A 21,895-nucleotide genomic window follows, 5' to 3' on the forward strand; every position below is an offset into this window, starting at 1 on the left:
CACCACGCCGCTGGCTTGGCGCGGGCTTGGCTCTTATCGTCTGCTCATCTTGCCGAGGCAGGTCTGGGCGATGTCGGGCTGGTTCGACTTTTCCGGGCGGATTTCCCGCCGGCGCTTCTGGCTGGCTTACGTCCTGCCGCTGACGGCCCTGCTGCTTTGCGCCATGATGCTGGACGGGCTGATGATCACGCGTGGCATCCTTCAACCCGATGTTGTTCTGCTCACCGGCTTCGCCGCGCTGGCGGTGACCTTCGGGATGCTCAGCGCCTGCGTGCAGCGGTTGCACGACCTGGGCTGCAACGGCGGCTGGGTGCTGCTGATGGCGGCGGTGCCGCTCGCCGGACCAGTGCTTGGCGTGCTGCTGCTGGGGTGCCTGCCGGGCTCGGCGCTTCGCAACCGGTTCGGGCCAGCACCGGCCTAGCGGCCGCGCCAGCCACCCCAGATGACGGACAACCGGTCTCCCAGGCCGCGCAGCGGTGGCGGCCGCGCCGGGTTCCAGGCGGCGGAGAGCACGTGGCGCAGATCCCGCGCTGCCAGCCGTGCCGGCAGCGCCGCCGCCACGGCCCTGCGAGGCAGGATGCCCCGCAGGGACGCCCGGGCGTTCCGCAACACCTGCGAGGCTTGTTCCGCCATCTCGCGCGCAACCGTGACGACGGCTGGTGTCTGGGGGTCCCGCACCACGTCGGCCTGCGTCAGCCCGTGCTGCTGCAGCAGGTCGGTGGGAAGCAGGCAACGCCCCTGCCCCGCATGGGTGCCGATGCTGCGTAGCACGCCCGCCATGCCATATGCCGCGCCAGCGGCCTGAAGATGCGGCATGGCGGCGGGCGGGGCCTGGAGCACCCGCCCGGCCACCACGGCATAGCCGCCGGCCGAGCCGCGCAGGAAGGCCAGCAGCGCATCGCGGCTTGGCATCTCCTCCTCCACCTCCGCCTCCCGCGCATCGACCAGGGCGAGCAGCTCTTCCGGCATCAGCCGGCCAGCGCGGATCGATTCGGTCAAAGGCTGAGCTATCTCATGCCGGCGCGGCGGCGTGCTCCCGGCGGCCGCTTCCTCCACCACGTCCCGCCACCATTGCAGGCGAATCAGGCCGGTCATGGTGTTGCTGGTGGCGGCACGGGCGCGCGCCAACTCGTGGTTGAAGGCGGTCAGCAGGAAGAGCGTCTCGCGCGCCTCGGGCGGCGCGAAAAGCGCGCAAAGGAAGCGGTCGGGGTCATGGCGCCGCGCAAGGGCGGCAAGCTCGGACAGCGGCGCGGCATCGGGCATGTCGGCGTTATGAACCGGATGTGCCCGCGTGCAAGCCCGAGCCTTGCTTGACGCGCCTTAGGGCGGAGCCTAGCTCTCAGTGCGGTTACGAATCACCACCGGTGGCGGCCTTGGGCCGCCATCCCTTCACGAACCCGTTCGGGAGTATCGCCGCCATGGCCTTCAGCCTGCCTCCGCTGCCTTATGACACCTCCGCCCTGGCCGCTTCCGGCATGTGCCAGGAGACGCTGGAGCTGCACCACGGCAAGCACCACCAGGCCTATGTCACCGCCCTGAACGGCCTGATCGAGAGCAAGGGTCTGGCCGGTAAGTCGCTGGAGCAGATCGTCGCCGAGGCCGGCAAGGCCGGCGCCGATGGCCTGCCCGTGCTGAACCAGGCCGGCCAGCACTGGAACCACATCCTGTTCTGGCAGGTGATGAAGCCGAATGGCGGCGGTGAGAGCCTGCCGGGCAAGATCGGCGCCAAGATCAACGAGGACTTCGGTGGCCTGGCTCAGTTCAAGGAAGCCTTCAAGCAGGCGGGCGTGACGCAGTTCGGCTCCGGCTGGGCCTGGCTGATCATGGACAACACCGGCAAGCTGAAGGTCACCAAGACCCCGAACGGCTCCAACCCGATCGCCACCGGCGAAGGCACGCCGATCCTGGGCGTGGACGTGTGGGAGCACTCCTACTACCTGGACTTCCGCAACGTCCGCCCAGGCTACTTGGACAACTTCCTGAACAAGCTCGTGAATTGGGAAGCGGTCGAGAGCCTGATGAACCAGGGCGGCATGAAGTCCGGCCAGTCGGCCTGAGCTTCACCCCAGGGTGGATACAAGAAGGGCGCCGGGAGAATTCTCCCGGCGCCCTTTCTTTTTCCTCGCGGGTAAGGCGCTCAGCTCTTGACGTCGTTGGCCGCCGTCGGGCGGATGACGCTGCCGATGGTGTTGCGCACCACGTTGACGCGCATATTCGGCGCCAGCTCGACCTCGATCTCTTCCGAGCCTTCCTTCACCTTGGTCACGGTGCCCAGCAGGCCGCCGCCGGTGATGATGCGGTCGCCGCGCTTCAGCGAGCCCAGCATCACGCGATGCTCCTTGGCGCGCTTCTGCTGCGGGCGGATCAGCAGGAAGTAGAAGACAACAAAGATCAGGATCAGGGGCGCAAACTGCATGATGGCAGCGCCGGTGCCACCGGCAAGCGCGTCCTGAGCATAGGCGGGGGAGATGAACATGATTTCTGGCTTCCGTCTTGCCGGGTGACGGGCGCGAAACTAGCCTCACCTGCTGTTCAGTCAACCTTACCTGCATGTCATCTTTTTCTGCGCCGGAGTTGCAGCCCTTGTCCGAGACCGCTTCCCACCCGCTGCTTCCGACGCTGGCACGCATCGCCGCGGCACTGGAGCGGCTGGCCCCGCCGCCGGCCGCAAAGCCCGATCTGGGCGCCGCGGATGCCTTTGTCTGGCACCCGGCCGGCACGGGCGGCATGCCGGCGCAACTGGCGCCGGTGAAACGCGTGGCGGCGGTCGGCATCGGCCTGTTGCAGGGTGTGGACCGGCAGAAGAACCTGCTGCTGGAGAATACGCTGCGTTTCGCGCGTGGCCTTCCGGCCAACAACGCCATGCTCTGGGGCGCCAGGGGCATGGGCAAGTCCTCGCTGGTGAAGGCCGCGCATGCGGCGGCCAATGCCGAGGTGCCCGGCGCCCTGGCGCTGATCGAGATCCAGCGGGAGGATATCCGCACGCTGCCAGAGCTGCTGAACGTGCTGCGCGACAATTCCCGCCGCTTCCTGGTCTTCTGCGACGACCTGTCCTTCGAGCGGGAGGACCAGGACTACAAGGCGCTGAAGTCGGTGCTGGATGGCGGCATCGAGGGCCGCCCGGCCAATGTGCTCTTCTACGCCACCAGCAACCGCCGCCACCTGATGGCGCGGGATATGATCGAGAACGAGCGCAGCACCGCCATCAATCCCGGCGAGGCGGTGGAGGAGAAGGTCTCCCTCAGCGACCGCTTCGGCCTCTGGATCGGCTTCCACAATGCCGACCAATCCACCTTTTTCGCCATGGTGGAGGCCTATGCCGCCGACCTCGGCCTGGCCGTGACGCCGGAGGAGTTGCATCGGCAGGCGGTGGAATGGTCCGTCACGCGCGGCGGCCGCTCGGGCCGCGTGGCCTGGCAGTTCATCATGGATCTCGCCGGCCGCATGGGCGTGGCCCTGCCGGCGCGATGAGCGAGGCCCCAGTCCCGCGCCAGCCGACGCGCCCCTGGCCCAAGGGGGCACAGCGGCGCAACGGCCTGTTCCTGAACCCGGATGGGAGCCGCGCCGGCCCCACTCAGGCACAGGTCTGGCGGCTGATGCGGGAACGGAACCGCGGCACGCCCTGGCCTGCGCATGTCGAGGACCCGGCTTATCCACCACCACAACCGCCGCCGGAAGGGCATGTAGCCGTCACCTTCATCGGCCATGCCACCTTCCTGATCCGCTTCCACGACGGTCCCACGCTTTTGACGGACCCGATCTGGAGCGAGCGTTGCAGCCCCTTCCGCTCAGCCGGGCCGAAGAGGGTGCGCCGGCCGGGCCTCGCCTTCGATGCCCTGCCGCCGGTCGATGCCGTTCTGCTGAGCCACAACCACTACGACCATTGCGATATCCCGACGCTGCAACGGCTGCGGGACCGTTTCGGCCCTCGCATCTTCACGGGGCTGGAGAACGGCAGGCTGCTGGCGCGGCACGGGCTGAAGGACGTGGTGGAACTGGACTGGTGGCAGAAAGCGACCCTGCCCCGTGGCGGCGAGGTTACCTATCTGCCCGCCCATCACGTCGGGGCCCGCACGCTGTTCGATCGCGGCCGCACGCTCTGGGGCGGCTTCGCGCTTCAACCGCCGGGAGACGGGCGGCTCTACTTCACCGGCGATTCAGCCTGGGGAGCGCATTTCGAGGAAATCGGCCATTTCGCCGGGCCATTCGACCTCGCGCTGCTGCCGATCGGCGCTTATGAGCCGCGCTGGTTCATGCAGCAGGTCCATATGAACCCTGAGGAATCGGTGCGGGCCTTCGCCGCGCTGCGCGCGCGGCAGGCGCTGGCCATGCATTTCGGCACCTTCAGGCTGACGCAGGAGGCCATCGACGAACCCGCCCGGGCGCTCGGCGCCGCCCTCGCGGCGGCCGGCATCCCGCCCGAGGACTTTGCCGTGCCCGGCTGCGGTCAGACCTTCATGGTGCCACTGACCAACGCCTAGGGCGCGTTGCCGAAGATGCGCTGCAAGACCTGATCGCCGGGGCGCAGGTTCAACCGCTCCGCCGTTCCGGCAGCCAGTTCGAGCGTGGCGCGCACGGGGCCATGACTCTCGACCGTGGCGAGACTGCGTGGCACCGTGCGTTCCGCGATACGGCGGATACGGCCATCGGCATTGATGAACACCATGTCCAGCGAGGTGATGGTGTTGCGCATCCACATCGCGCTCTCACGCGGCTGCCCCCAGTCGAAGAGCATGCCTTCATCCGGCTTCACCTCGGGGCGGAACATCAGCCCGACCGTCTGCTGCTCCGGCGAAAGAGCCATTTCCACCGTGAAGTCGTGGCGCGTGCCGTCGCGGGTGACGATCACCAGCTTCTCGGTCGGCAGGCGCGGCTGCGGCCCATCCTGGGCGCTGGCGGCGGTGGGGAGGGCGATCAAGGCTGGCAGGGCCAGCAGGAGGCGGCGGCGCATGGGCACCGCTTATGCCACGCCACTGGCGGGTTGTGGCAGCCCTTCCAGCGTCGCCTCGGCAAGATGGCGGATTTCTAATCGGACCGGGCCGGGCCGTGGCGTATCTCGCAGGGTAGTGAACCAGTGTTCCGGCGGATTGCGGCCGGCGGCGCGGTTGAAGACCAGGGCACGCAGCACGGATTCGGCCTCCGCAGGCAGGCGCTCAGGGGACGAGCGGCCATCCAGCACACCCCAGATTCCGGCCCAGCAACGCCCGACCGACCAGGGATTATAGCCCCCGCCCCCCAGCACCATCAGCCTTGGGGCCAACCCCATCATCGCGCGTGCCACAGCCCAATGGGCGTTGTTGGACAGGGAGAGCTTGGCGAGCGGGTCCTCCTCCAGCGCGTCGGCTCCGCATTGCAGCATGATGGCCTGGGGGCGCAGGTGGCGGGCCAGGGGCAGGATCGCCTGGCGCAGCAGCCAATCCATCTCGCTGTCGTTCAGGCCCTGCGGCACCGGAATGTTGCGGGCATGGCCGCCGGCACGGTCCTCCAGCGCCCCCGTAAAAGGCCATCGCCTGGCTTCATGGACCGAAAGGGTGAAGACGCGCGGGTCGTCGTGGAAGGCGTCCTGCACTCCGTCGCCATGATGGGCGTCGATGTCCAGGTAGAGGATATTGGTCAGGCCCTGGTCCAGCCAGGCCAGCAGTCCCAACACGGCATCGTTGACGTAGCAGAAGCCGCTGGCGCGGTCGGGCCGCCCATGGTGGGTGCCGCCGCCCGGCACATGCACGGTGCCGCCTTCCGCCGTCAGCCGCGCCGCCAGCAACACGCCGCCCGCGCTGGTGGCGGGGCGGCGGAAGATCTCCTTGTAAACCGGATTGCCATGGGCGCCGATGTGATGCCGGGCGCGCACCTCGTCCGGCACCTCCTGCGCCTCCTCGGCCGCCCGCAGGGCCGCGATATAGGCCGGCGTGTGGAAGCGTGTGAGTTGCTCCACCGTCGCCACGGGGCTGTCCAGCGTCCGGGCCGGGTCGATCCAGCCAAGGGCGTGGATCAGGTCGATGGCGGTGGAGACGCGCGGGATGGCCAGCGGATGCTTCGGGCCATAGGTGGACTTGCGGTAGATCTCGGAAGCGATCAGCAGCGGCTTCATGGCTCTGCCTAGATAGGGTGGCGCCCGGCCTTGCCACCCCCCTTGCACGGTTCCGCAGCACATGCCTAGAAGCAGCCTATCCGGGGGGAGCCCTTTGTTGGGCTGAGAGGCAGGGAATCGGCCCTGCGACCCCTTGAACCTGATCCGGGTCATGCCGGCGAAGGGATCGGAGGTTGCACTTGGCACCAGCTCTCGGTGTGTCCCTGCCCGTTATCCGCCTTGGCGGCCGCCCCGTGCTGGGCGCCTGCGAACTCCGCTTCGGCGGCGGTGAGGTCACGGCCCTGCTCGGCCCTTCAGGGGTCGGCAAATCCACCTTGCTCCGGCTGCTTGCCGGGCTGCTGCCCCTCCCGCCCGGCGCGAAGGTAACGCCGGGGGACGGCGCCCCCCTGGCCCGCCGGATCGCCTGGATGGGGCAGCAGGACCTGCTGATGCCCTGGCTGGACCTCCGCGCGAACGTGATGCTGGGCGCGAAGCTGCGGGGTGAGCCTCCCAACCCCGCGCGTGCCGATGCGCTGATCGCCTCTGTTGGCCTCGCCGGGCGGGAGAAGGCGCGGCCCGCCGAGCTTTCCGGCGGCATGCGGCAGCGCGCCGCCCTGGCCCGCACCTTGATGGAAGACCGCCCCTTTGTGCTGATGGACGAGCCCTTCAGCGCCGTCGATGCCCCGACGCGCCACCGGTTGCAGGGGCTGGCCACCGGGCTGCTCGCCGGTCGCACGGTGCTGCTGGTGACGCATGACCCGCTGGAGGCGCTGCGGATGGCCCATCGCGTCCTGGTGCTCCGCCCGGGGCCGGAAGGCGCGGTCGCGGAAGACCTGCCCCTGCCCGCCTCCCCGCCCCTGCGCGCCGCAACGGACCCCGATGTGGTGGCGGCCCAGGCCGCTCTGCTGGACCTGCTGGCGGAACCGGCATGAGGGCGCTGATCGCGGCCGCCGGGCTGCTGCTGGCCTGGGAAGGCTTCGTGCGCTGGGCAGGCGTGCCGGCCTTCCTGCTGCCCTCCCCGCTGCGGGTCTGGAACGTGCTGACCAGCCGCTGGGACATCCTGATCGGCCATGCCGGCACGACCCTGGCGGAGATCCTTCTGGGGCTGCTCTTTGGCACTTTGCTGGGTGCCGCGACGGCGCTGCTGCTGACCGCATGGCGCGGCGGGCGCCGCTGGCTGCTGCCCCTGCTGATCGCCAGCCAGGCCATCCCGGTCTTCGCCATCGCGCCGCTGCTGGTGCTGTGGCTGGGCTTCGGCCTGGCCAGCAAGGTCGCCATGGCCACCATCATCATCTTCTTTCCAGTGGCCACCGCCTTCTATGACGGCCTGCGCCGCACGGAGCCCGGCTGGCTGGACCTCGCCAGCACCATGGGTGCCTCCCGCGCCGCCATCCTGTGGCGGGTACGGGTGCCGGCGGCGCTGCCGGGCTTCGCCTCCGGCTTGCGCGTGGCCGCGGCCGTGGCGCCGATCGGTGCCGTGGTGGGCGAATGGGTCGGGGCTTCGGCGGGCCTCGGCTATGTGATGCTGCAGGCCAATGGCCGCAGCCAGACCGACATGATGTTCGCCGCCCTCGCCATCCTGGCCGCTATGGCCATGGCCTTGTGGTTCGCGACCGACCTGCTGCTGCGCCGGATGCTGCCCTGGCAGCCCGATGCCCTTCTGGACCACGGAGAAACCGAATGACCAAGATCACCCGCAGGGCCCTGCCCGCGCTGGCGGCACTGGCGCTGCCGGCGGTGGCACGCGCCCAGGCCACCGCCCCGGCCACAACAAAGCTCACCCTGATCCTGGACTGGTTCGTGAACCCGGACCACGCGCCGATCGTCATTGCCCAGGAAGGCGGGCATTTCGCCCGTGCCGGGCTGGAGGTGCGGATCGTCGCCCCCGCCGATCCTGGCGATCCGCCGCGCCTTGTCGCGGCGAAGCAGGCGGATCTCGGCGTCTATTACCAGAAGAACCTGCACCTGGCGGTGGACCAGGGCCTGCCGCTGGCCCGTGTCGGCACCCTGGTGGCGACGCCCCTTTCCACGCTGACGGTGTTGCAGGACGGCCCGATCCAGAAGCTGGCGGACCTGAAGGGCAGGAAGATCGGCTTCAGCACCGCGGGGCTTGAGGAAGTGACGGTGGATGCCATCCTCGGCTCCGTCGGGCTTTCCTCCAGGGATGTGACGCTGGTGAACGTCAATTTCGGCCTCTCCTCCGCGCTGATGTCGAGGCAGGTCGATGCCATCCTGGGCGGCTTCCGCAATTTCGAGCTGCACCAACTGGCGCTGGAAGGCCGCCCCGGCCGCGCCTTCTATCCCGAGCAGCACGGCATGCCGATCTATGACGAGCTGATCTATGTCGCGCACAAGGAGCGCGTGAAGGACGCCGCGCTGCGCCGCTTCATGGACGCGGTGGAGGCCGCTACCACCTTCCTCGTGAACAACCGTGAAGAAAGCTGGAAGATGTTCATCGCCGGCCCACGCAAGGAGCTGGACAACGAGCTGAACCGCCTTGCCTTCGCGGACACGGCGGACCGCTTCTCCCTCAGCCCCGCGGCGCTGGACCGCAATCGCTACGACCGCTTCGCCCGCTTTCTGCACGAGCGGAAGATGATCGGCAGCGTGCCGCCGGTGGACAGCTACGCGGTGGAGCTGCCCCCGGCCTGACGCCTGCTGGCGGTGCCGTCAGCTCCGCTGCGGCATCGCCTCCGGCACCACGGTCTGGATCAGCGTGCTGTCGAGCGACTCATAGGCGTGGTAGTCGATGGTCTGGTACAGCTCGGCACGCGTCTGCATGCGGTCCACCATCTTGTGCGTGCCGCCGTCGCGGGCGATGGCGCCGTAGAGCTCCTCCATCCCCTTGGCGGCGACGCGCAGGTGGCTCACCGGCCAGATCACCATGGCATAGCCCATCTCCTGGAACTCTTCCGCCGTGAAGAAGGGCGTGCGGCCGAACTCGGTCATGTTCGCCAGCAGCTTCACGCCCGGCATGCGGCGCGCGAATTCGCGGAACATCTCGGCCGTGGTCAGCGCTTCCGGGAAGATCGCGTCGGCGCCGGCATCCAGATAGAGCTTCGCGCGCGCCACGGCGCCGTCGATACCCTCGCTCGCCGCCGCATCGGTGCGGGCGATCAGGTAGAGGTGCCGCCGCGCCTTGCGCGCCGCCGCCACCTTGGCCGCCATGTCGCGCGCATCCGCCAGCTTCTTGTCGTTCAGGTGGCCGCACTTCTTCGGCAGCAGCTGGTCTTCCAGGTGCACGGCGCCAGCGCCCGCTTCCTCGAAGGCACGCACCATGTGCATGACATTCAGCGCCTCGCCATAGCCGGTGTCGCCATCCACCAGCGCCGGCAGGCCGCTGGCCCGCGCCACCTGGCGGATGTGCCAGGCCACGTCATCGACCGTGATCATGCCGAGGTCCGGCAGGCCCATGGTGGCCGACATCGCGGCGCCGGACATGTAGAGCGCCTCGAACCCCGCCTTCTTCGCCAGCAGCGAGGCGATGCCCAGATGCGCGCCGGGGATGCGCAAAATCTCCGGCCGCTCCAGCAGCGCGCGAAACCTTTGGCCCGCAGGGGCGTCCGGTAGGTCGTCGGCAATCACGTAGGGCATGGCTCTTCTCCTCTCCGGACGATGCATCCTTCCTACACCGCGTCCCGAGTCGCCGCCATGGCAGCACCCGTGGCCCTTTCCGTGAGGCCGATCACGCCCTAGTTTTGCCACCGACCGTTACGGATCTCAGGGAGACCAGCCATGGAAATGACCGGCGAAAGGCGCATCGAGGCGCCGCGCGAGACCGTCTGGCGCGCGCTGAACGACCCCGATGTGCTGCGCCAGTCCATCCCTGGCTGCGAGACGGTGGAGCGTGTCGGCGACGACAGCTTCCAGGCTCGCGTGGCCGTGAAGCTGGGCCCGATGGCGGCACGCTTCACCGGCAAGGTGCAGCTGACGAACATCAACCCACCCGCCTCCTACACCATCGGCGGCGAGGGCAATGGCGGCGCCATGGGCTTCGCCAAGGGCGGCGCCGATGTCAGCCTGGAAGAGCTTTCCGCCACCGAGACGTTGCTGAAATACGTGGTCAAGGCGCAGGTCGGCGGCAAGATGGCGCAGCTCGGCGCCCGGCTGATCGACAGCACCGCCAAGCAGATGGCCGACCAGTTCTTCGACCGGTTCGCCGCCCTGGTTTCCGCTCCGGCGCCTGCCGTTGCGGCCGAGGGCGTTCGTCCCTCCGAAGTGGCGGCGCTGCCCCCGGGCACCCGCCCCACCCCCGCGCCGGGCACGCTGGTGGGCGACGCTACACCGGAAGAACGGCTCGGTGCCGCCACGCTGGCGGGCGCAGGGCTGGTGGAACATGCCGGCGGCACGCCGCCCGGCACGACCTATGATGACGTCGCCGGCCGCCCGAATATCCCCGCCACCCCGGCCCATCCGGTGCCGGTAAACCTGATGGCCCTGGCGCCGACCGAGATCTTCGGCCTGCCCCTCACCTTCTGGATCGGCGGCGTGATCTGGCTGCTGCTGCTCGCGGTGCTCTTCCTGAATGGCTGAGTCCGGGTTCCCGGCTTCTGTCGAGGCGACCGAACGGCTCCTGGCAGCCGGCGGTTATGTGGCCGACCGGGCGCTGGCGACCACGGTGCATCTGGCGCTTGCCATGGGCCGCCCCCTCTTCCTGGAGGGGGAGCCCGGCACCGGCAAGACGGAGATCGCCAAGGTGCTGGCGGCTGGCCTCGGCCGCCGGCTGGTGCGGTTGCAATGCTACGACGGGTTGGATCTTGCCGCGGCTGCCTATGAGTGGAACCACGCGCGGCAGCTGATGGCCATCCGGCTGGCCGAGGCTTCCGGCGAGACGGACCGGCAGGCGCTGGAAGCGGGCATCTACGACCGCCGCTTCCTGCAGGAGCGCCCGCTGCTCTCGGCCCTGACCGGCAGCCCCGCCGTGCTGCTGATCGATGAGCTGGATCGCGCGGACGAGCCCTTCGAGGCTTTCCTGCTGGAGATCCTGGCCGATTTCCAGCTCTCCATTCCCGAGATCGGCACCATCCGTGCCGAGACGCCGCCCGTGGTGGTGCTGACCAGCAACCGGACGCGGGAGGTGCATGACGCCATCCGCCGCCGCTGCCTCTATCACTGGGTCGATTACCCGGATGCGGCGCGGGAGCGCGCTATCCTGGACAGCCGCGCACCCGGCCTGCCGGCGAAGCTTTCGGCCCAGGTGGTGGAATTCGTGCAGCGCATCCGCCAGGGCGACTATTTCAAGTATCCAGGCGTGGCGGAGACCATCGACTGGGCGGCGGCCCTGGGTGCGCTGAACGCCACGGAGCTGGAGCCGGCGCTGGTGGATGAAACCCTGGGCGCCCTGCTGAAGTACCAGGACGACATCGCCAAGTTGCGTGGTGCCGAAGCCGCGCGGCTGCTGGGAGAGGTCAAGGCGCCACCCAAGGTGGCGGTGCCGTTCTGACCGCGCTGGCGGGGAATCTTCTGGGCTTCGGCCGGATGCTGCGCCGCGCGGGCCTGCCCATCGGACCGGCCGAGATGCTGGCCGGCGCCGAGGCGCTGTCCCGCATCGAGTTGGGCGACCGCCAACAGGTCCAGGCCGCGCTGCGCGCCACGCTGGTGCACCGGCGCGAGCATTTCGAGATCTTCGACCAGGCTTTCACGCTGTTCTGGCGCGCACCCTCCAGCCCCGGCGCGACCGAGGCAGGAGAGCTGGAGTTGCTGGACAAGGCTCCGGCCGCCGCACGCCGGGTTTCTGAGGCCCTGGGCGGTGGCGGTGCCTCCCCCGCGCCGCCGAAGGTCGAGGCCCGCCCGGATGCCGCGCTGACTGTCAGCGCCGGCGAGCAGTTGCGGAAGATGGATTTCGAGGCCATGGGCGCGGGCGAGATCGCCGAGGCCAAGCGCGAGATCCGCCGCCTTTCCCTGCCGCTGGATGCCCGCCCCACCCGCCGCTTCCGTCCCAATGCCGCCGGGCGCCGCACCGACCTCCGCGCGACCCTGAAGGAAAGCCTGCGCCAGGGTGGCGAGGTGCTGGATATCCGCCGCTCCGAACGGGTGGTGCGCCCGCCGCCGCTGGTGGCCATCTGCGATATCTCCGGCAGCATGGCGCGCTATGCGCAGATCCTGCTGCACTTCCTGCACGCTGTCAGCAACGACCGGGACCGGGTCTCCACCTTCCTTTTCGGCACCCGGCTGACCAACATCACCCGCCAGTTGCGGCACCGGGATGCCGAGGTGGCCTTCGAGCTGGTCAGCCATGTCGTGCCGGACTGGTCCGGCGGCACCCGCATCGGCGAGGCACTGGACCGCTTCAACCATGACTGGTCCCGGCGCGTGCTGGGCCAGGGTGCGGTGGTGCTGCTGATCACGGATGGGCTGGAGCGCGGCGGGCCGGAGGAACTGGCCCGGCTGGCTGCGGCCACCGACCGGCTCCGCCATTCCTGCCGCCGCCTGATCTGGCTGAACCCGCTCTTGCGCTATGCCGGCTTCCAGCCGAAATCCCAGGGCGTGAGGACGATGCTGCCCTTGGTCCATGAGCATCGCCCCGTCCATAACATCGAAAGCCTGCGGTCGCTGGTGGAGACGCTTTCGGCGCCGCAGTCGAGGGCAAGGATGCCGTCATGAGCGATCGGGAAGACATTCTGGCGACCGCGGCCGGCTGGCTGGCCGAAGGTGAGACCGTGGCGCTGGCCACGGTGGTGGAAACCTGGGGCAGTTCGCCCCGGCCGCCAGGATCGCAGCTGGCGGTCACCGCCTCCGGCCGCATGGCGGGCAGTGTCTCGGGCGGGTGCATTGAGGGCGCGGTGGCCGATGTGGCGAAGCAGACCATGGATAGCGGCGCACCGCAGCTGCTGGACTTCGGCATCAGCGATGAGCGCGCCTGGGAAGTGGGGCTCGCCTGCGGCGGCAAGCTGAAGGTCTTTGTGGAGAAGCTGGCGTGAAGGCTGCCCTGCTCGCACGCCTGCAGGAGGCAAAGGCGGCTGGCCGCCCTGTCGCCCTGCTGACGCGGCTCTCCGATGGCGAACAGTTCCTCTACCCCGAGGACGCTCCCCCGGCCCCGCTGGCGGAGGCCGCCGCTGCCGCGCTGGAAGCCGACAAGGCCGCGAACCTGACCGACGAGGGCGCGGAATGGTTCATCCAGCCCCACAACCCGCCGCTGCGGCTGATCGTGGTGGGGGCCGTGCATGTGGCGCAGGCGCTGGTGCCGATGGCTGCCGGCCTGGGCTTCGCAGTGACGGTGGTGGACCCCCGCCGCGCCTTCGCGACCGAGGAGCGCTTCGACGGCAGCGTCACGCTGCGCGACGAGTGGCCGGATGAGGCGATGGAAGCTCTGGCGCCGGATACCCGCACCGCCATCGTCACCCTGACTCATGACCCCAAGCTGGACGACCCTGCGCTGGAAGTGGCGCTGCGTTCCCCTGCTTTTTACATCGGCGCGCTGGGCAGCCGCCGCACCCATGCCAAGCGGGTGGCGCGGCTGCAGGAGGCCGGCTTCGACGAGGAGGCCATTGCCCGTATCTCCGCCCCCATCGGCCTGGATATCGGGGCGGTGACGGCGCCTGAGATCGCGCTCTCCATTATCTCCGAGGTCGTGGCGCGCCGGCGCGGCGCGGCTCTGGGCCAACGGACATGATCTTCGGCCCCACGCCCCTGGCGGAAGCCGAAGGCGCCGTCCTGGCCCATACCATCCGCCTGGAAGGGCGCGTGCTGAAGAAGGGCACGCGGCTGGATGCGGGCGCCGTGGCTGCCTTGGTGGCGTCGGGCCGGCAGGAGGTGATCGCGGCCCGGCTGGAGCCTGGCGATGTCGTGGAGGACGAGGCGGCGCACCGGATTGGCGAAGCCCTGCTCAGCCAGCATGTCGCCCGGACGCGCGCCGCGACTGGCCGCGTCAACCTGCGCTCCGAGGCCGCCGGCCTGCTGGTGGTGGATGTTGCCCTGGTGGACCGGCTGAACGCGCTGGACGAAAGCCTGACGCTGGCCACCCTACCCAACTTCACTCCGGTTTCGGCCGGGGAGATGCTGGCCACGGCCAAGATCATCCCCTTCGCCATGTCGGGCGAGGTGCTGGAGGTGGCGGAAGGCATTGCCCGCAGCGGCCGCCTGCTGGGTGTGCATCCTTTCCGGCCGCTGAAGGTCGGGCTCGTGCTGACGGAGCTGCCCGGCCTCAAGGAAAGCATCATGGAAGGCGCGGTAGAGGCGACGGGCCAACGCATCACCGGCCTCACCGGCACCCTTCTGCCGCCCGAGCGCTGCCCGCATGATGAAGGGGCCATTGCCGCCGCCCTGCAACGGCTGTCACAGGCAGGCGCCGAGCTGCTGCTGATCGCCGGGGCATCGGCCGTGGTGGACCGGCGGGATGCCGGGCCGGCGGCCATCGTGCGCGCCGGTGGGCGCGTCGAGCATTTCGGCATGCCAGTAGACCCAGGCAACCTGATCTGCCTGGGCGAGATCGGTGGCGTTCCCGCCATGGTGCTGCCCGGATGCGCCCGCAGCCCGAAGCTGAATGGCTTTGACTGGGTGCTGCAACGCATCTTCGCCGGCCTGCATGTCAGGTCGCGCGACGTGATGCGGATGGGCGTCGGCGGCCTGCTGAAGGAAATCGAAAGCCGCCCCTTGCCGCGGGCGGAGGCGCCGAAGGGCCAAGCTGGCCCCGCCACGCCCCGCCGGCGGCGGCAGGTGGCCGCCCTGGTACTGGCCGCCGGCCGCTCCAGCCGCATGGCGCCGCTCAACAAGCTGCTGGTGCCGGGGCAGGACGGCCGTCCCATGGTGGCGCGCGTGGTGGACAATGTGCTGGCTTCCCAGGCGCGCCCGGTGGTGGTGGTCACCGGCCATGACCGGGAGCAGGTGGAGGCGGCGCTGGCCGGCCGGCCTGTCACCTTCGTGCGGGCGGCGGATTATGCCGAGGGGCTGTCTGCGTCGCTCAAGGCCGGGCTGGCGGCACTGCCGGCGGAGGCTGAAGGCTTTGTTATCTGCCTGGGCGACATGCCCCTGGTCGGCGGTGCTGGCATCGACCGCCTGCTTACCACTTTCGACCCTGAGGAAGGACGTGCCGTGGTGATGCCCACCTTCCAGGGGCAGCATGGCAACCCCGTCCTCTGGTCGCGGGAGTTCCTGCCGGAGATGATGGCGCTGACCGGCGACCAGGGCGCGCGGCGGCTGCTGCGCCGCCACGCCGAGCGGGTCTCGGAAGTGGAGATGCCGGACGACGCCGTGTTGCGGGACTTCGATACGGTCGAGGCCCTGGCCGCCCAGCCGGACCTCGCCGGGAAGCTGGCATGATCCTGATCGCCCTTGGCGCCAACCTGCCTGGACAGGACGGCAGCGCGCCCCGCGCCACCTGCGAGGCCGCGGCGCGGGCGCTGGACGATATTCCCGGCCTGCGCCTGATGGCGCTGTCACGCTGGTGGTCCACGGCGCCTGAGCCTCCGCTGCCCGGCGCCCCCTGGTATGTGAACGGCGTGGCACGCTGCGAGGGAGACATTGCTCCCGATGTGCTCCTCTCCTCGCTTCAGGCGCTGGAGAATGCCGCCGGCCGGGTCCGCCCCTACCCCAATGCGCCGCGCACCCTGGACCTGGACATCATCGCCATGGGCAACGCGGTGCGGGAGGCGCCGGACCCGGTCCTGCCGCATCCACGCGCCCATCAGCGGCGATTCGTCCTGCAGCCCCTGGCGGAAGTCGCCCCGGGCTGGGTGCATCCCGCGCTGGGGAAAAGCGTTGAGGATCTGCTGCTTACCCTTCCCCCGGCGGCGATGGAACCGTTCTGACCTTGTGTTTCGCGCCCGCGGTGTCTATCTGGAAGGTTCCGCTGATCTGATGGATTTGGAGGCCTCACCATGGCCCGCGTCACTGTTGAAGACTGCATCCTGCAAGTTCCCAACCGGTTCGAGCTGGTCCTGTTGGCCGCGCAACGCGCCCGCAACATCAGCCGGGGCGAGGAACTGACCCTCGATCGCGACAACGACAAGAACCCCGTGGTCGCCCTGCGGGAGATCGCGGAGCAGACGGTGGAGCTGCCTGCCCTGGAGCAGGACCTGGTGAAGTCGCTGCTGCGTGCGCCGGAGCCGGAGCCTGTCGAGGAAGAGGTGATCGACCTGATCGCCACCGACGAGAACATCTTCGGCGTCATGGACGTGAACGAGGAGCCGCTGCCGGACGCCGGCGCGGAGGATATGTCGGGCGACGATATCGAAGCAGCCATCGCCGCCGAGCTCGGCGGCCGCCGCTGACCGGACGGAGGCTCGCTTGAGACCGGGCGCCGGGGCGGATCTGTTTCCGGCGCCACATGCGCCTGAGGGCCTTGCTGAGCCAAGCTTAAAACCACGCGTGGAGACGCCGGGCACTGAATTGGCCCGGCGTGTTGCTGCTTATGACCCGCGCGCTGATGTGGCGCTGATCGAGGCAGCCTATGACTTGGCCGCCACGGCGCATGCTAGCCAGGCGCGCGAGAACGGCGACCCCTATATCACCCACCCTGTCGCGGTCGCTGGCATCCTGGCCGGCTACCGATTGGACACGGCCACCATCGCCACAGCGCTGCTGCATGACGTGGTGGAGGACACCAGCGTCTCGCTGGTGGACCTTGAGAAGAAGTTCGGCAGCGACATCGCCAAGCTGGTGGATGGCGTCACCAAGCTGACCCGGCTGGAATTGCAGTCGGAGCGGACCAAGCAGGCGGAGAACTTCCGCAAGCTGGTGCTGGCGATGAGCGAGGACATCCGCGTCCTGCTCGTGAAGCTGGCCGACCGCACGCATAACATGCGGACGCTCCATTACGTGCCGAAGCCCGAGAAGCGGGCCAAGACGGCGCGGGAGACCATGGAGATCTATGCGCCGCTGGCGCAGCGGATCGGCATGGATGCGGTCAAGACCGAGCTTCAGTCGCTCTCCTTCCGCGAGTTGCAGCCGGACGCCTACCAGACCATCACCGCCCGCCTCGCCTTCCTGCGTGGCCAGGGCGCGGACCTGATCGACGAGATCGCGGCCGACCTGCGGGCCAAGCTGGCGGAAGCAGGCGTGCCGTTGCTGGAGGTCACGGGGCGGGAAAAGTCGCCTTATTCCATCTGGCTGAAGATGCACGAGAAGAAGGTGGAGTTCGAGCAGCTCTCGGACATCATGGCCTTCCGCATCGTCACCACCGACAAGGCGAACTGCTACGCCGCCCTGGGCGCCATTCATTCCGCCTATCGCGTGGTGCCGGGGCGCTTCAAGGACTACATCTCCACCCCCAAATCCAACGGCTACCAGAGCCTGCATACCGGCGTCTCGGTGCCGGAACGGCGTAATGCCAAGATCGAGGTGCAGATCCGGACGCCGGAGATGCACGAGGTCGCCGAATATGGCGTGGCCGCCCACTGGATGTACAAGCAGGGCAGCCCGGCCGATGCGGCCACGCAGCCCGTCAAGCAGCGCCGCTACCCCTGGGTCAAGGAGCTGCTGGAACTCCTGGAGTCGGCCTCCGAGCCGCAGGAGTTCCTGGAACACACGAAGCTGGCCCTGCACCAGGACCAGGTCTTCTGCTTCACGCCCAAGGGCGACCTGATCGCCCTGCCCCGTGGCGCCACGCCGATCGACTTCGCCTACCAGGTCCACAGCCAGGTGGGCGACACCTGCGTCGGTGCCAAGATCAATGGCCGCATCGTGCCGCTGCGGCACGTGCTGGAGAATGGCGACCAGGTCGAGATCATCACGGCGCGCGGCGGCACGCCAAACCCGGCCTGGGAACGCTTCGTCGTCACCGGCAAGGCCAAGGCGCGCATCAAGCGCTTCGCCCTGGCACGGCAGCGCAGCGAGTTTCAGGAGCAGGGCCGCAGCGCCATCGCCAAGGCTTTCCGCCAGGAGGGCCTCGACTTCAGCGAGAAGCTGGCGGAGCCGGCGCTCAAGGCCTTCAAGCAGCCAAGCTTCGAGGATCTCTGCGTCGCCGTCGGCAATGGCAATGTCTCACCGCGCGAGGTGCTGCACGCTGCCGTCCCCGAGTTGCGCGGGCCGCCCCGCCCGCATGACCACATGCCCCTGGCCCGTGCGCGCGGCAAGCCGGGCGCCACGGTCATGCGCACCGGCAACGAGCGGCGGCGGGATACGGCCTCCGGCATCATCGGGCTGGTGCCAGGCATGGCGGTGCAATTCGCCGGCTGCTGCCACCCTGTTCCAGGCGACCGCATCCTGGGCATCGTCACCACCGGCAAGGGCGTGACGGTGCACAAGAACGACTGCCACAGCCTGGAGGCCTTCGCGGCGACGCCCGAGCGCTTCATCGACATCGACTGGGACTACGAGGCCGGGTCTGGCGGCGCCCATCTGGCGCGGCTGCAGGTCGTCACCAGCAATGAGGACGCGGCCATCGCCGCCATGACGGTGACCATCGCCAAGCAGAACGGCAAGCTGCACAACCTGCGCTTCACCCACCGCGCCCCGGATTTCGCCGAGGTGGTGGTGGACCTGGAGGTCTCGGACCTGCGGCACCTGTCGCAGGTGGTGGCGGCGCTGCGCACCTGCCCGGGCATCGACCAGGTGGACCGGGCCAAGAGCTGAGGCTAATCCCTGCGTCATGATCATCGGCCTCGGCAACGACATCGTGGATATCCGCCGCATCGAGCAGACGCTGGCGCGCCATGGAGACCGCTTTATCGAGCGTGTCTTCACGCCCCTGGAGCGGCGCAAGGCGGAAAGCCGGACGGAGAAGCTGCGCGCCGCGACCTATGCCAAGCGCTTCGCTGCTAAGGAGGCAGCCTCCAAGGCCCTCGGCACCGGCTTCCGGCAGGGCGTCTTCTGGAAGGATCTGGGGGTGGTGAACCTTTCCTCCGGCCAGCCATCGCTGCGGCTGACCGGCGGTGCCGCCGCCCGGCTGGATGCCATTACCCCCGCGGGATACGGCGCTCAGATCAGCCTGACCATGACGGATGAATACCCCTATGCGCAGGCGGTGGTCATCATCGCCGCGGTGAAGCTGGCGCTCTAGTCGCCCAGGCGGAATGCGTCGGCGATCCGGCGCATCCGCCCCTCCCCGTCCAGCAGCAGCACATCGAAGCGGATGCCGACCTCGCCGTGGCCGGGATGCGACGCCAGCCAGACCTCGGCCGCGCGCAACAGCCGTGCCCGCTGCCGGGGCCCCAGGGCATGGGCGGCCTCCGTCAGGCTCGGGCGCGCCTTGACCTCGATGAAGGCCAGCAGCCCTTCCCGCTCCGCTACCACATCGATCTCACCGGCAGCGGTGCGGGCACGGCTATCCAACACCCTCCAGCCCTCCTCAGCCAGCCGCGCGGCGACCCGCGCCTCGGCGGAGCGCCCGCGTGCCTCGGCGGCGGCGCGCAGATCGGATCGGGAAGGATGCGCTGGCATGGCCGTGATGTTCCCGCCCCCGTGTCTGCACCGCAAGCGGCTGGCCCTTCAGCGCCGGGCATCCTAAACCGGAAAATATGCAACGACGCTCCCGCTGGCTCCGTCGGTTCTTCCTGCGCGGGCTTCTCACTGTGCTCGTGCTGCTTGCCGTGGCGGGGGGCGGGCTGGCAGCGGCCCTCTGGTTCACCCTGCCGCCTGCCCAGGGCCGCTACGCCCTGCGCGGCCTTTCCGGTCCAGTGGAAATCGTGCAGGACGAGCACGGCATCCCCCGCGTCACGGCCCTTAATGAACAGGACGCCGCGCAGGCCCTCGGCTGGCTGCACGCGCGAGACCGCATGTTCCAGATGGAGGCCATGCGGCGTGGCGCGGCTGGCCGGCTGGCGGAGTTGGCAGGCCCTGCTGCGCTACGGATGGACCGGTTCAGCCGCACTCTCGGCCTGGCACAAAGCGCCCGGGCTGATTACGCGGCGCTGCCGGAAGCGACCCGGGCCATGCTGGATGCTTACGCCCGGGGCGTGAATGCCTGGCTGGAGGCACGCGGCCGCTTCGCGGCACCAGAATTTATCGCCCTCGGGGCGCCGGAAGCCTGGGAGCCCTGGCAAAGCCTGCTTTGGGCCAAGGTCATGGGGCTATGGCTCTCCGGCAACTGGCGGCTGGAGCTGGACCGGGCTCGCCTGGCCGGCATCTTGCCGCCGGAACGGCTGGCGGAACTTTGGCCTTCCGACGACAGCACAGGCCGCGCCGATCTCGCGGGCCTGCCATCGCTAGAGCGCCTGGACCGGCTGGCGGCGGCAGTGCCGGAATTTCCACGCGACGCGCCACTGCCTTCCAGCGCCTCCAACGCCTGGGCGGTGTCGGCAGCACGCTCGGCCACCGGCAGGCCCCTGCTAGCCTCGGACCCACATCTGGGCTTTCAGGCGCCGATCCTGTGGTACCTGGCGCGCATCGAGATCGCGGCGGCGCCGGGGCAGCCAGCCCGGTTCCTGGCGGGCGCCACTTCGCCAGGGGTGCCCTTCATGGTGATCGGGCGCAGCGCGGCGCTCGCCTGGGGCTTCACCACCACCCATTCCGATACACAGGATGTGTTCATTGATCGCCTCGCCGGCGCCGATGGCTACGAGACGCCTGAGGGCCCTCGCCCCTTCACGGTGCGGGAGGAGACCATCCGGGTACGGGGTCATGAGCCTGAGGTGCTGCGTGTGCGGGAAACCCGGCACGGCCCCGTTGTCAGCGACCTCGATGGCACCAGCTCTCCCGAAGGAAGCAGCGTGCTGGCGGTGCAGATGGCCAATCTCGCTCCTCGTGACACCGCGGCTGCCGGCCTGCACGCTCTGAACAATGCCACGACGCTGGCGCAGGCTCGTGCCGCCGCCGCCCTGATCACCGCTCCGGCGCAGAACCTGATGGTCGCAGCCGCCGATGGGGGTATCGGCATGTTCCTGACGGGCCGCACGCCGGCCCGCCGGGCTGGCGACGGCACCATGCCGGCTCCGGGCTGGGATGATAGCCACGACTGGACCGGCTGGGTGCCCTTCGAGGACATGGCGCATGCCGAGAACCCGGCCAGCGGCATTCTGGTCAACGCCAATAACAGGGTGCAAGCGGCGGGCAAGGAGCCCTATCTCGGCCGCGACTGGTATGGTGACTGGCGCTTCCGCCGCATCCACGCCCTCTTGGCGCAGCGGCACCTACAGGCGCCGCAGGACCTTGCGGCGATGCAGCGCGACGAGGTCAGCCTTTTCGCGCGGGAAATGTTACCAGTGCTGCGCGCCATCCCCCGCCCCGCCGGCCCTGCCGGCGCGGCACGCGACCTCCTCCTTGGGTGGGACGGGCAGATGCGTGCCGCTGCACCGCAGCCACTGATCTTCAACGCCTGGTGGCCGCTGGCAGCCCGGGCGGCGCTGAGCATGGGTGGCGTGCCTGCCGGTGCCTGGCCGCCGACGCCCGAGTTCCTGCGGTTCGTGCTGAACCCCGACATGCGCGGTGCCCATTGGTGCCGCCCGTCCGGGGAGGCCGCGGCGCCCGATGCCCCGGCTGGGGCGGCCGCCAGCGATGCCTGTGCCGCATTGGTGTCCGAGGCGCTGGAACGTGCCACGGCCCAGCTGGCGGAGCGATTTGGCCCTGATCCCGCAGCCTGGCGCTGGGACATGGCGCACCGGGCGCGGTTCGAGCACCCGCTGCTGCGCTTCCTGCCTGTCCTGAGGGACTGGACGCGGATCGAGGCGCCCACCGGAGGCGACGGCGAGACCGTCAACCGGGGCGGCATGGCCGGTGGCGGCTTCGCGCATGTGCATGGGCCGGGCCTCCGCGCGGTCTTCGACCTTTCGGTGCCTGAGGGCGCGGCAGCCGTGATCGGCACCGGGCAGTCCGGCCACCCGCTCTCGCGCTATTGGGCAGACCAGACGCCGATTTGGGCCGGGCATGCGCCGGATGGCGCCCTGCTGCTGCCGCTGGGGCCTGTGCCGGGGCAGAGTGGCGGCGTCCTGCGCCTGGAACCGGGCTGAGGAGCGC

At 69.4% G+C, this 21,895-nt stretch carries 24 protein-coding genes and 1 riboswitch; of the genes, 18 read left to right on the forward strand and 6 right to left on the reverse strand.

Going from position 1 to position 21,895, the window contains the following annotated elements:
• Positions 1 to 70: 70 nt before the first annotated feature.
• Positions 71 to 421: a DUF805 domain-containing protein gene (locus IBL25_RS00260; RefSeq protein ID WP_187776541.1), complete on the forward strand. Its 351-nt coding sequence runs from the start codon at positions 71 to 73 to the stop codon at positions 419 to 421.
• Here IBL25_RS00260 and IBL25_RS00265 read toward each other — a convergent pair.
• Positions 418 to 1,263: a squalene/phytoene synthase family protein gene (locus IBL25_RS00265; protein ID WP_187776542.1), complete on the reverse strand. Its 846-nt coding sequence runs from the start codon at positions 1,261 to 1,263 to the stop codon at positions 418 to 420. The two genes, IBL25_RS00260 and IBL25_RS00265, sit on opposite strands and share 4 nt — an antisense overlap.
• 155 nt (positions 1,264 to 1,418) lie before the next feature.
• On the opposite strand from IBL25_RS00265, the gene IBL25_RS00270 reads away from it, so the two are divergent.
• On the forward strand, positions 1,419 to 2,057 hold the full coding sequence (locus IBL25_RS00270) for a superoxide dismutase (RefSeq protein ID WP_187776543.1): 639 nt from the start codon (positions 1,419 to 1,421) through the stop codon (positions 2,055 to 2,057).
• Positions 2,058 to 2,137: 80 nt separating this feature from the next.
• Here IBL25_RS00270 and yajC read toward each other — a convergent pair whose 3' ends face one another.
• Positions 2,138 to 2,476 carry a preprotein translocase subunit YajC gene (yajC, locus tag IBL25_RS00275; RefSeq protein WP_120636396.1) on the reverse strand — a complete coding sequence of 113 codons (339 nt, stop codon included), beginning with the start codon at positions 2,474 to 2,476 and terminating at the stop codon, positions 2,138 to 2,140.
• Between the two features lie 74 nt (positions 2,477 to 2,550).
• On the opposite strand from yajC, the gene IBL25_RS00280 reads away from it, so the two are divergent.
• A complete protein-coding gene (locus IBL25_RS00280; RefSeq protein ID WP_379656034.1) occupies positions 2,551 to 3,471 on the forward strand; it encodes an ATP-binding protein in 921 nt (306 codons plus the stop codon).
• Positions 3,468 to 4,481: an MBL fold metallo-hydrolase gene (locus IBL25_RS00285; protein ID WP_187776545.1), complete on the forward strand. Its 1,014-nt coding sequence runs from the start codon at positions 3,468 to 3,470 to the stop codon at positions 4,479 to 4,481. Before IBL25_RS00280 ends, IBL25_RS00285 begins: the two co-directional genes overlap by 4 nt.
• Here IBL25_RS00285 and IBL25_RS00290 read toward each other — a convergent pair.
• Positions 4,478 to 4,951, reverse strand: a complete 474-nt coding sequence (locus IBL25_RS00290) for a DUF192 domain-containing protein (protein WP_187776546.1) — start codon at positions 4,949 to 4,951, stop codon at positions 4,478 to 4,480. The two genes, IBL25_RS00285 and IBL25_RS00290, sit on opposite strands and share 4 nt — an antisense overlap.
• A 9-nt stretch (positions 4,952 to 4,960) precedes the next feature.
• Positions 4,961 to 6,088: an acetoin utilization protein AcuC gene (locus IBL25_RS00295; protein ID WP_187776547.1), complete on the reverse strand. Its 1,128-nt coding sequence runs from the start codon at positions 6,086 to 6,088 to the stop codon at positions 4,961 to 4,963.
• Positions 6,089 to 6,161: 73 nt separating this feature from the next.
• Positions 6,162 to 6,272, forward strand: a riboswitch (TPP riboswitch).
• Here IBL25_RS00295 and IBL25_RS00300 point away from each other — a divergent pair.
• The 3 genes from IBL25_RS00300 to IBL25_RS00310 all read left to right on the forward strand — a co-directional run bounded on the left by IBL25_RS00300 (position 6,268) and on the right by IBL25_RS00310 (position 8,719).
• Positions 6,268 to 6,999, forward strand: coding sequence for an ABC transporter ATP-binding protein (locus IBL25_RS00300; protein WP_367615516.1), 732 nt, complete (start codon positions 6,268 to 6,270; stop codon positions 6,997 to 6,999). It overlaps the preceding riboswitch by 5 nt.
• Entirely contained in the window at positions 6,996 to 7,751 is a 756-nt protein-coding gene (locus IBL25_RS00305; RefSeq protein WP_187776549.1) for an ABC transporter permease, read from the forward strand. The genes IBL25_RS00300 and IBL25_RS00305 overlap by 4 nt, the downstream gene beginning before the upstream one ends.
• Complete coding sequence (locus IBL25_RS00310) at positions 7,748 to 8,719, forward strand: ABC transporter substrate-binding protein (RefSeq protein ID WP_187776550.1); 972 nt, start codon at positions 7,748 to 7,750, stop codon at positions 8,717 to 8,719. The genes IBL25_RS00305 and IBL25_RS00310 overlap by 4 nt, the downstream gene beginning before the upstream one ends.
• Before the next feature lie 18 nt (positions 8,720 to 8,737).
• Here IBL25_RS00310 and prpB read toward each other — a convergent pair whose 3' ends face one another.
• The gene (prpB, locus tag IBL25_RS00315) at positions 8,738 to 9,661 is read right to left on the reverse strand and encodes a methylisocitrate lyase (RefSeq protein WP_187776551.1); all 924 of its coding nucleotides are present in this window, start codon (positions 9,659 to 9,661) and stop codon (positions 8,738 to 8,740) included.
• 141 nt (positions 9,662 to 9,802) lie between these two features.
• Here prpB and IBL25_RS00320 point away from each other — a divergent pair, with 141 nt between their 5' ends.
• The 10 genes from IBL25_RS00320 (at position 9,803) to acpS (ending at position 19,004) form a co-directional block, all read left to right on the forward strand.
• The gene (locus tag IBL25_RS00320) at positions 9,803 to 10,600 is read left to right on the forward strand and encodes a CoxG family protein (RefSeq protein WP_187776552.1); all 798 of its coding nucleotides are present in this window, start codon (positions 9,803 to 9,805) and stop codon (positions 10,598 to 10,600) included.
• Positions 10,593 to 11,510 carry an AAA family ATPase gene (locus IBL25_RS00325; RefSeq protein ID WP_187776553.1) on the forward strand — a complete coding sequence of 306 codons (918 nt, stop codon included), beginning with the start codon at positions 10,593 to 10,595 and terminating at the stop codon, positions 11,508 to 11,510. Before IBL25_RS00320 ends, IBL25_RS00325 begins: the two co-directional genes overlap by 8 nt.
• Before the next feature lie 35 nt (positions 11,511 to 11,545).
• Positions 11,546 to 12,670, forward strand: coding sequence for a vWA domain-containing protein (locus IBL25_RS00330; protein WP_187776554.1), 1,125 nt, complete (start codon positions 11,546 to 11,548; stop codon positions 12,668 to 12,670).
• Entirely contained in the window at positions 12,667 to 12,987 is a 321-nt protein-coding gene (locus tag IBL25_RS00335; RefSeq protein WP_120636406.1) for an XdhC family protein, read from the forward strand. Before IBL25_RS00330 ends, IBL25_RS00335 begins: the two co-directional genes overlap by 4 nt.
• On the forward strand, positions 12,984 to 13,679 hold the full coding sequence (locus IBL25_RS00340; RefSeq protein WP_187776555.1) for an XdhC family protein: 696 nt from the start codon (positions 12,984 to 12,986) through the stop codon (positions 13,677 to 13,679). Before IBL25_RS00335 ends, IBL25_RS00340 begins: the two co-directional genes overlap by 4 nt.
• On the forward strand, positions 13,676 to 15,325 hold the full coding sequence (locus IBL25_RS00345) for an NTP transferase domain-containing protein (protein ID WP_187776556.1): 1,650 nt from the start codon (positions 13,676 to 13,678) through the stop codon (positions 15,323 to 15,325). Before IBL25_RS00340 ends, IBL25_RS00345 begins: the two co-directional genes overlap by 4 nt.
• Positions 15,322 to 15,813, forward strand: a complete 492-nt coding sequence (gene folK, locus IBL25_RS00350; RefSeq protein ID WP_187776557.1) for a 2-amino-4-hydroxy-6-hydroxymethyldihydropteridine diphosphokinase — start codon at positions 15,322 to 15,324, stop codon at positions 15,811 to 15,813. Before IBL25_RS00345 ends, folK begins: the two co-directional genes overlap by 4 nt.
• Before the next feature lie 69 nt (positions 15,814 to 15,882).
• Positions 15,883 to 16,275 carry a DNA-directed RNA polymerase subunit omega gene (gene rpoZ, locus IBL25_RS00355; protein ID WP_187776558.1) on the forward strand — a complete coding sequence of 131 codons (393 nt, stop codon included), beginning with the start codon at positions 15,883 to 15,885 and terminating at the stop codon, positions 16,273 to 16,275.
• A 16-nt stretch (positions 16,276 to 16,291) separates the two neighbouring features.
• A complete protein-coding gene (locus tag IBL25_RS00360; RefSeq protein WP_379656035.1) occupies positions 16,292 to 18,577 on the forward strand; it encodes a RelA/SpoT family protein in 2,286 nt (761 codons plus the stop codon).
• A 16-nt stretch (positions 18,578 to 18,593) separates the two neighbouring features.
• Positions 18,594 to 19,004, forward strand: coding sequence for a holo-ACP synthase (gene acpS / locus IBL25_RS00365; protein ID WP_187776559.1), 411 nt, complete (start codon positions 18,594 to 18,596; stop codon positions 19,002 to 19,004).
• On the opposite strand, the gene IBL25_RS00370 is transcribed toward acpS, so the two are convergent.
• Positions 19,001 to 19,384 carry a YraN family protein gene (locus IBL25_RS00370; RefSeq protein WP_187776560.1) on the reverse strand — a complete coding sequence of 128 codons (384 nt, stop codon included), beginning with the start codon at positions 19,382 to 19,384 and terminating at the stop codon, positions 19,001 to 19,003. The genes acpS and IBL25_RS00370 overlap by 4 nt on opposite strands.
• Before the next feature lie 77 nt (positions 19,385 to 19,461).
• On the opposite strand from IBL25_RS00370, the gene IBL25_RS00375 reads away from it, so the two are divergent.
• On the forward strand, positions 19,462 to 21,888 hold the full coding sequence (locus tag IBL25_RS00375; RefSeq protein ID WP_187776561.1) for a penicillin acylase family protein: 2,427 nt from the start codon (positions 19,462 to 19,464) through the stop codon (positions 21,886 to 21,888).
• The last annotated feature ends 7 nt before the right edge of the window (positions 21,889 to 21,895 follow it).

The organism is Pseudoroseomonas ludipueritiae (assembly GCF_014490445.1).
Lineage (GTDB): Bacteria > Pseudomonadota > Alphaproteobacteria > Acetobacterales > Acetobacteraceae > Pseudoroseomonas > Pseudoroseomonas ludipueritiae.

Bases quoted from the DNA above. Each gene is read 5' to 3' on its own strand.
- IBL25_RS00265 (WP_187776542.1), bottom strand. From the start codon at position 1,263: ATGCCCGATGCCGCGCCGCTGTCCGAGCTTGCCGCCCTTGCGCGGCGC.
- IBL25_RS00270 (WP_187776543.1), top strand. From the start codon at position 1,419: ATGGCCTTCAGCCTGCCTCCGCTGCCTTATGACACCTCCGCCCTGGCC.
- IBL25_RS00310 (WP_187776550.1), top strand. From the start codon at position 7,748: ATGACCAAGATCACCCGCAGGGCCCTGCCCGCGCTGGCGGCACTGGCG.
- IBL25_RS00260 (WP_187776541.1), top strand. From the start codon at position 71: ATGTCGGGCTGGTTCGACTTTTCCGGGCGGATTTCCCGCCGGCGCTTC.
- acpS (WP_187776559.1), top strand. From the start codon at position 18,594: ATGATCATCGGCCTCGGCAACGACATCGTGGATATCCGCCGCATCGAG.
- prpB (WP_187776551.1), bottom strand. From the start codon at position 9,661: ATGCCCTACGTGATTGCCGACGACCTACCGGACGCCCCTGCGGGCCAA.
- IBL25_RS00290 (WP_187776546.1), bottom strand. From the start codon at position 4,951: ATGCGCCGCCGCCTCCTGCTGGCCCTGCCAGCCTTGATCGCCCTCCCC.
- IBL25_RS00325 (WP_187776553.1), top strand. From the start codon at position 10,593: ATGGCTGAGTCCGGGTTCCCGGCTTCTGTCGAGGCGACCGAACGGCTC.
- IBL25_RS00320 (WP_187776552.1), top strand. From the start codon at position 9,803: ATGGAAATGACCGGCGAAAGGCGCATCGAGGCGCCGCGCGAGACCGTC.
- IBL25_RS00345 (WP_187776556.1), top strand. From the start codon at position 13,676: ATGATCTTCGGCCCCACGCCCCTGGCGGAAGCCGAAGGCGCCGTCCTG.
- IBL25_RS00305 (WP_187776549.1), top strand. From the start codon at position 6,996: ATGAGGGCGCTGATCGCGGCCGCCGGGCTGCTGCTGGCCTGGGAAGGC.
- IBL25_RS00285 (WP_187776545.1), top strand. From the start codon at position 3,468: ATGAGCGAGGCCCCAGTCCCGCGCCAGCCGACGCGCCCCTGGCCCAAG.
- IBL25_RS00295 (WP_187776547.1), bottom strand. From the start codon at position 6,088: ATGAAGCCGCTGCTGATCGCTTCCGAGATCTACCGCAAGTCCACCTAT.
- IBL25_RS00280 (WP_379656034.1), top strand. From the start codon at position 2,551: ATGTCATCTTTTTCTGCGCCGGAGTTGCAGCCCTTGTCCGAGACCGCT.
- IBL25_RS00335 (WP_120636406.1), top strand. From the start codon at position 12,667: ATGAGCGATCGGGAAGACATTCTGGCGACCGCGGCCGGCTGGCTGGCC.
- yajC (WP_120636396.1), bottom strand. From the start codon at position 2,476: ATGTTCATCTCCCCCGCCTATGCTCAGGACGCGCTTGCCGGTGGCACC.
- IBL25_RS00330 (WP_187776554.1), top strand. From the start codon at position 11,546: ATGCTGCGCCGCGCGGGCCTGCCCATCGGACCGGCCGAGATGCTGGCC.
- rpoZ (WP_187776558.1), top strand. From the start codon at position 15,883: ATGGCCCGCGTCACTGTTGAAGACTGCATCCTGCAAGTTCCCAACCGG.
- IBL25_RS00375 (WP_187776561.1), top strand. From the start codon at position 19,462: ATGCAACGACGCTCCCGCTGGCTCCGTCGGTTCTTCCTGCGCGGGCTT.
- IBL25_RS00370 (WP_187776560.1), bottom strand. From the start codon at position 19,384: ATGCCAGCGCATCCTTCCCGATCCGATCTGCGCGCCGCCGCCGAGGCA.
- folK (WP_187776557.1), top strand. From the start codon at position 15,322: ATGATCCTGATCGCCCTTGGCGCCAACCTGCCTGGACAGGACGGCAGC.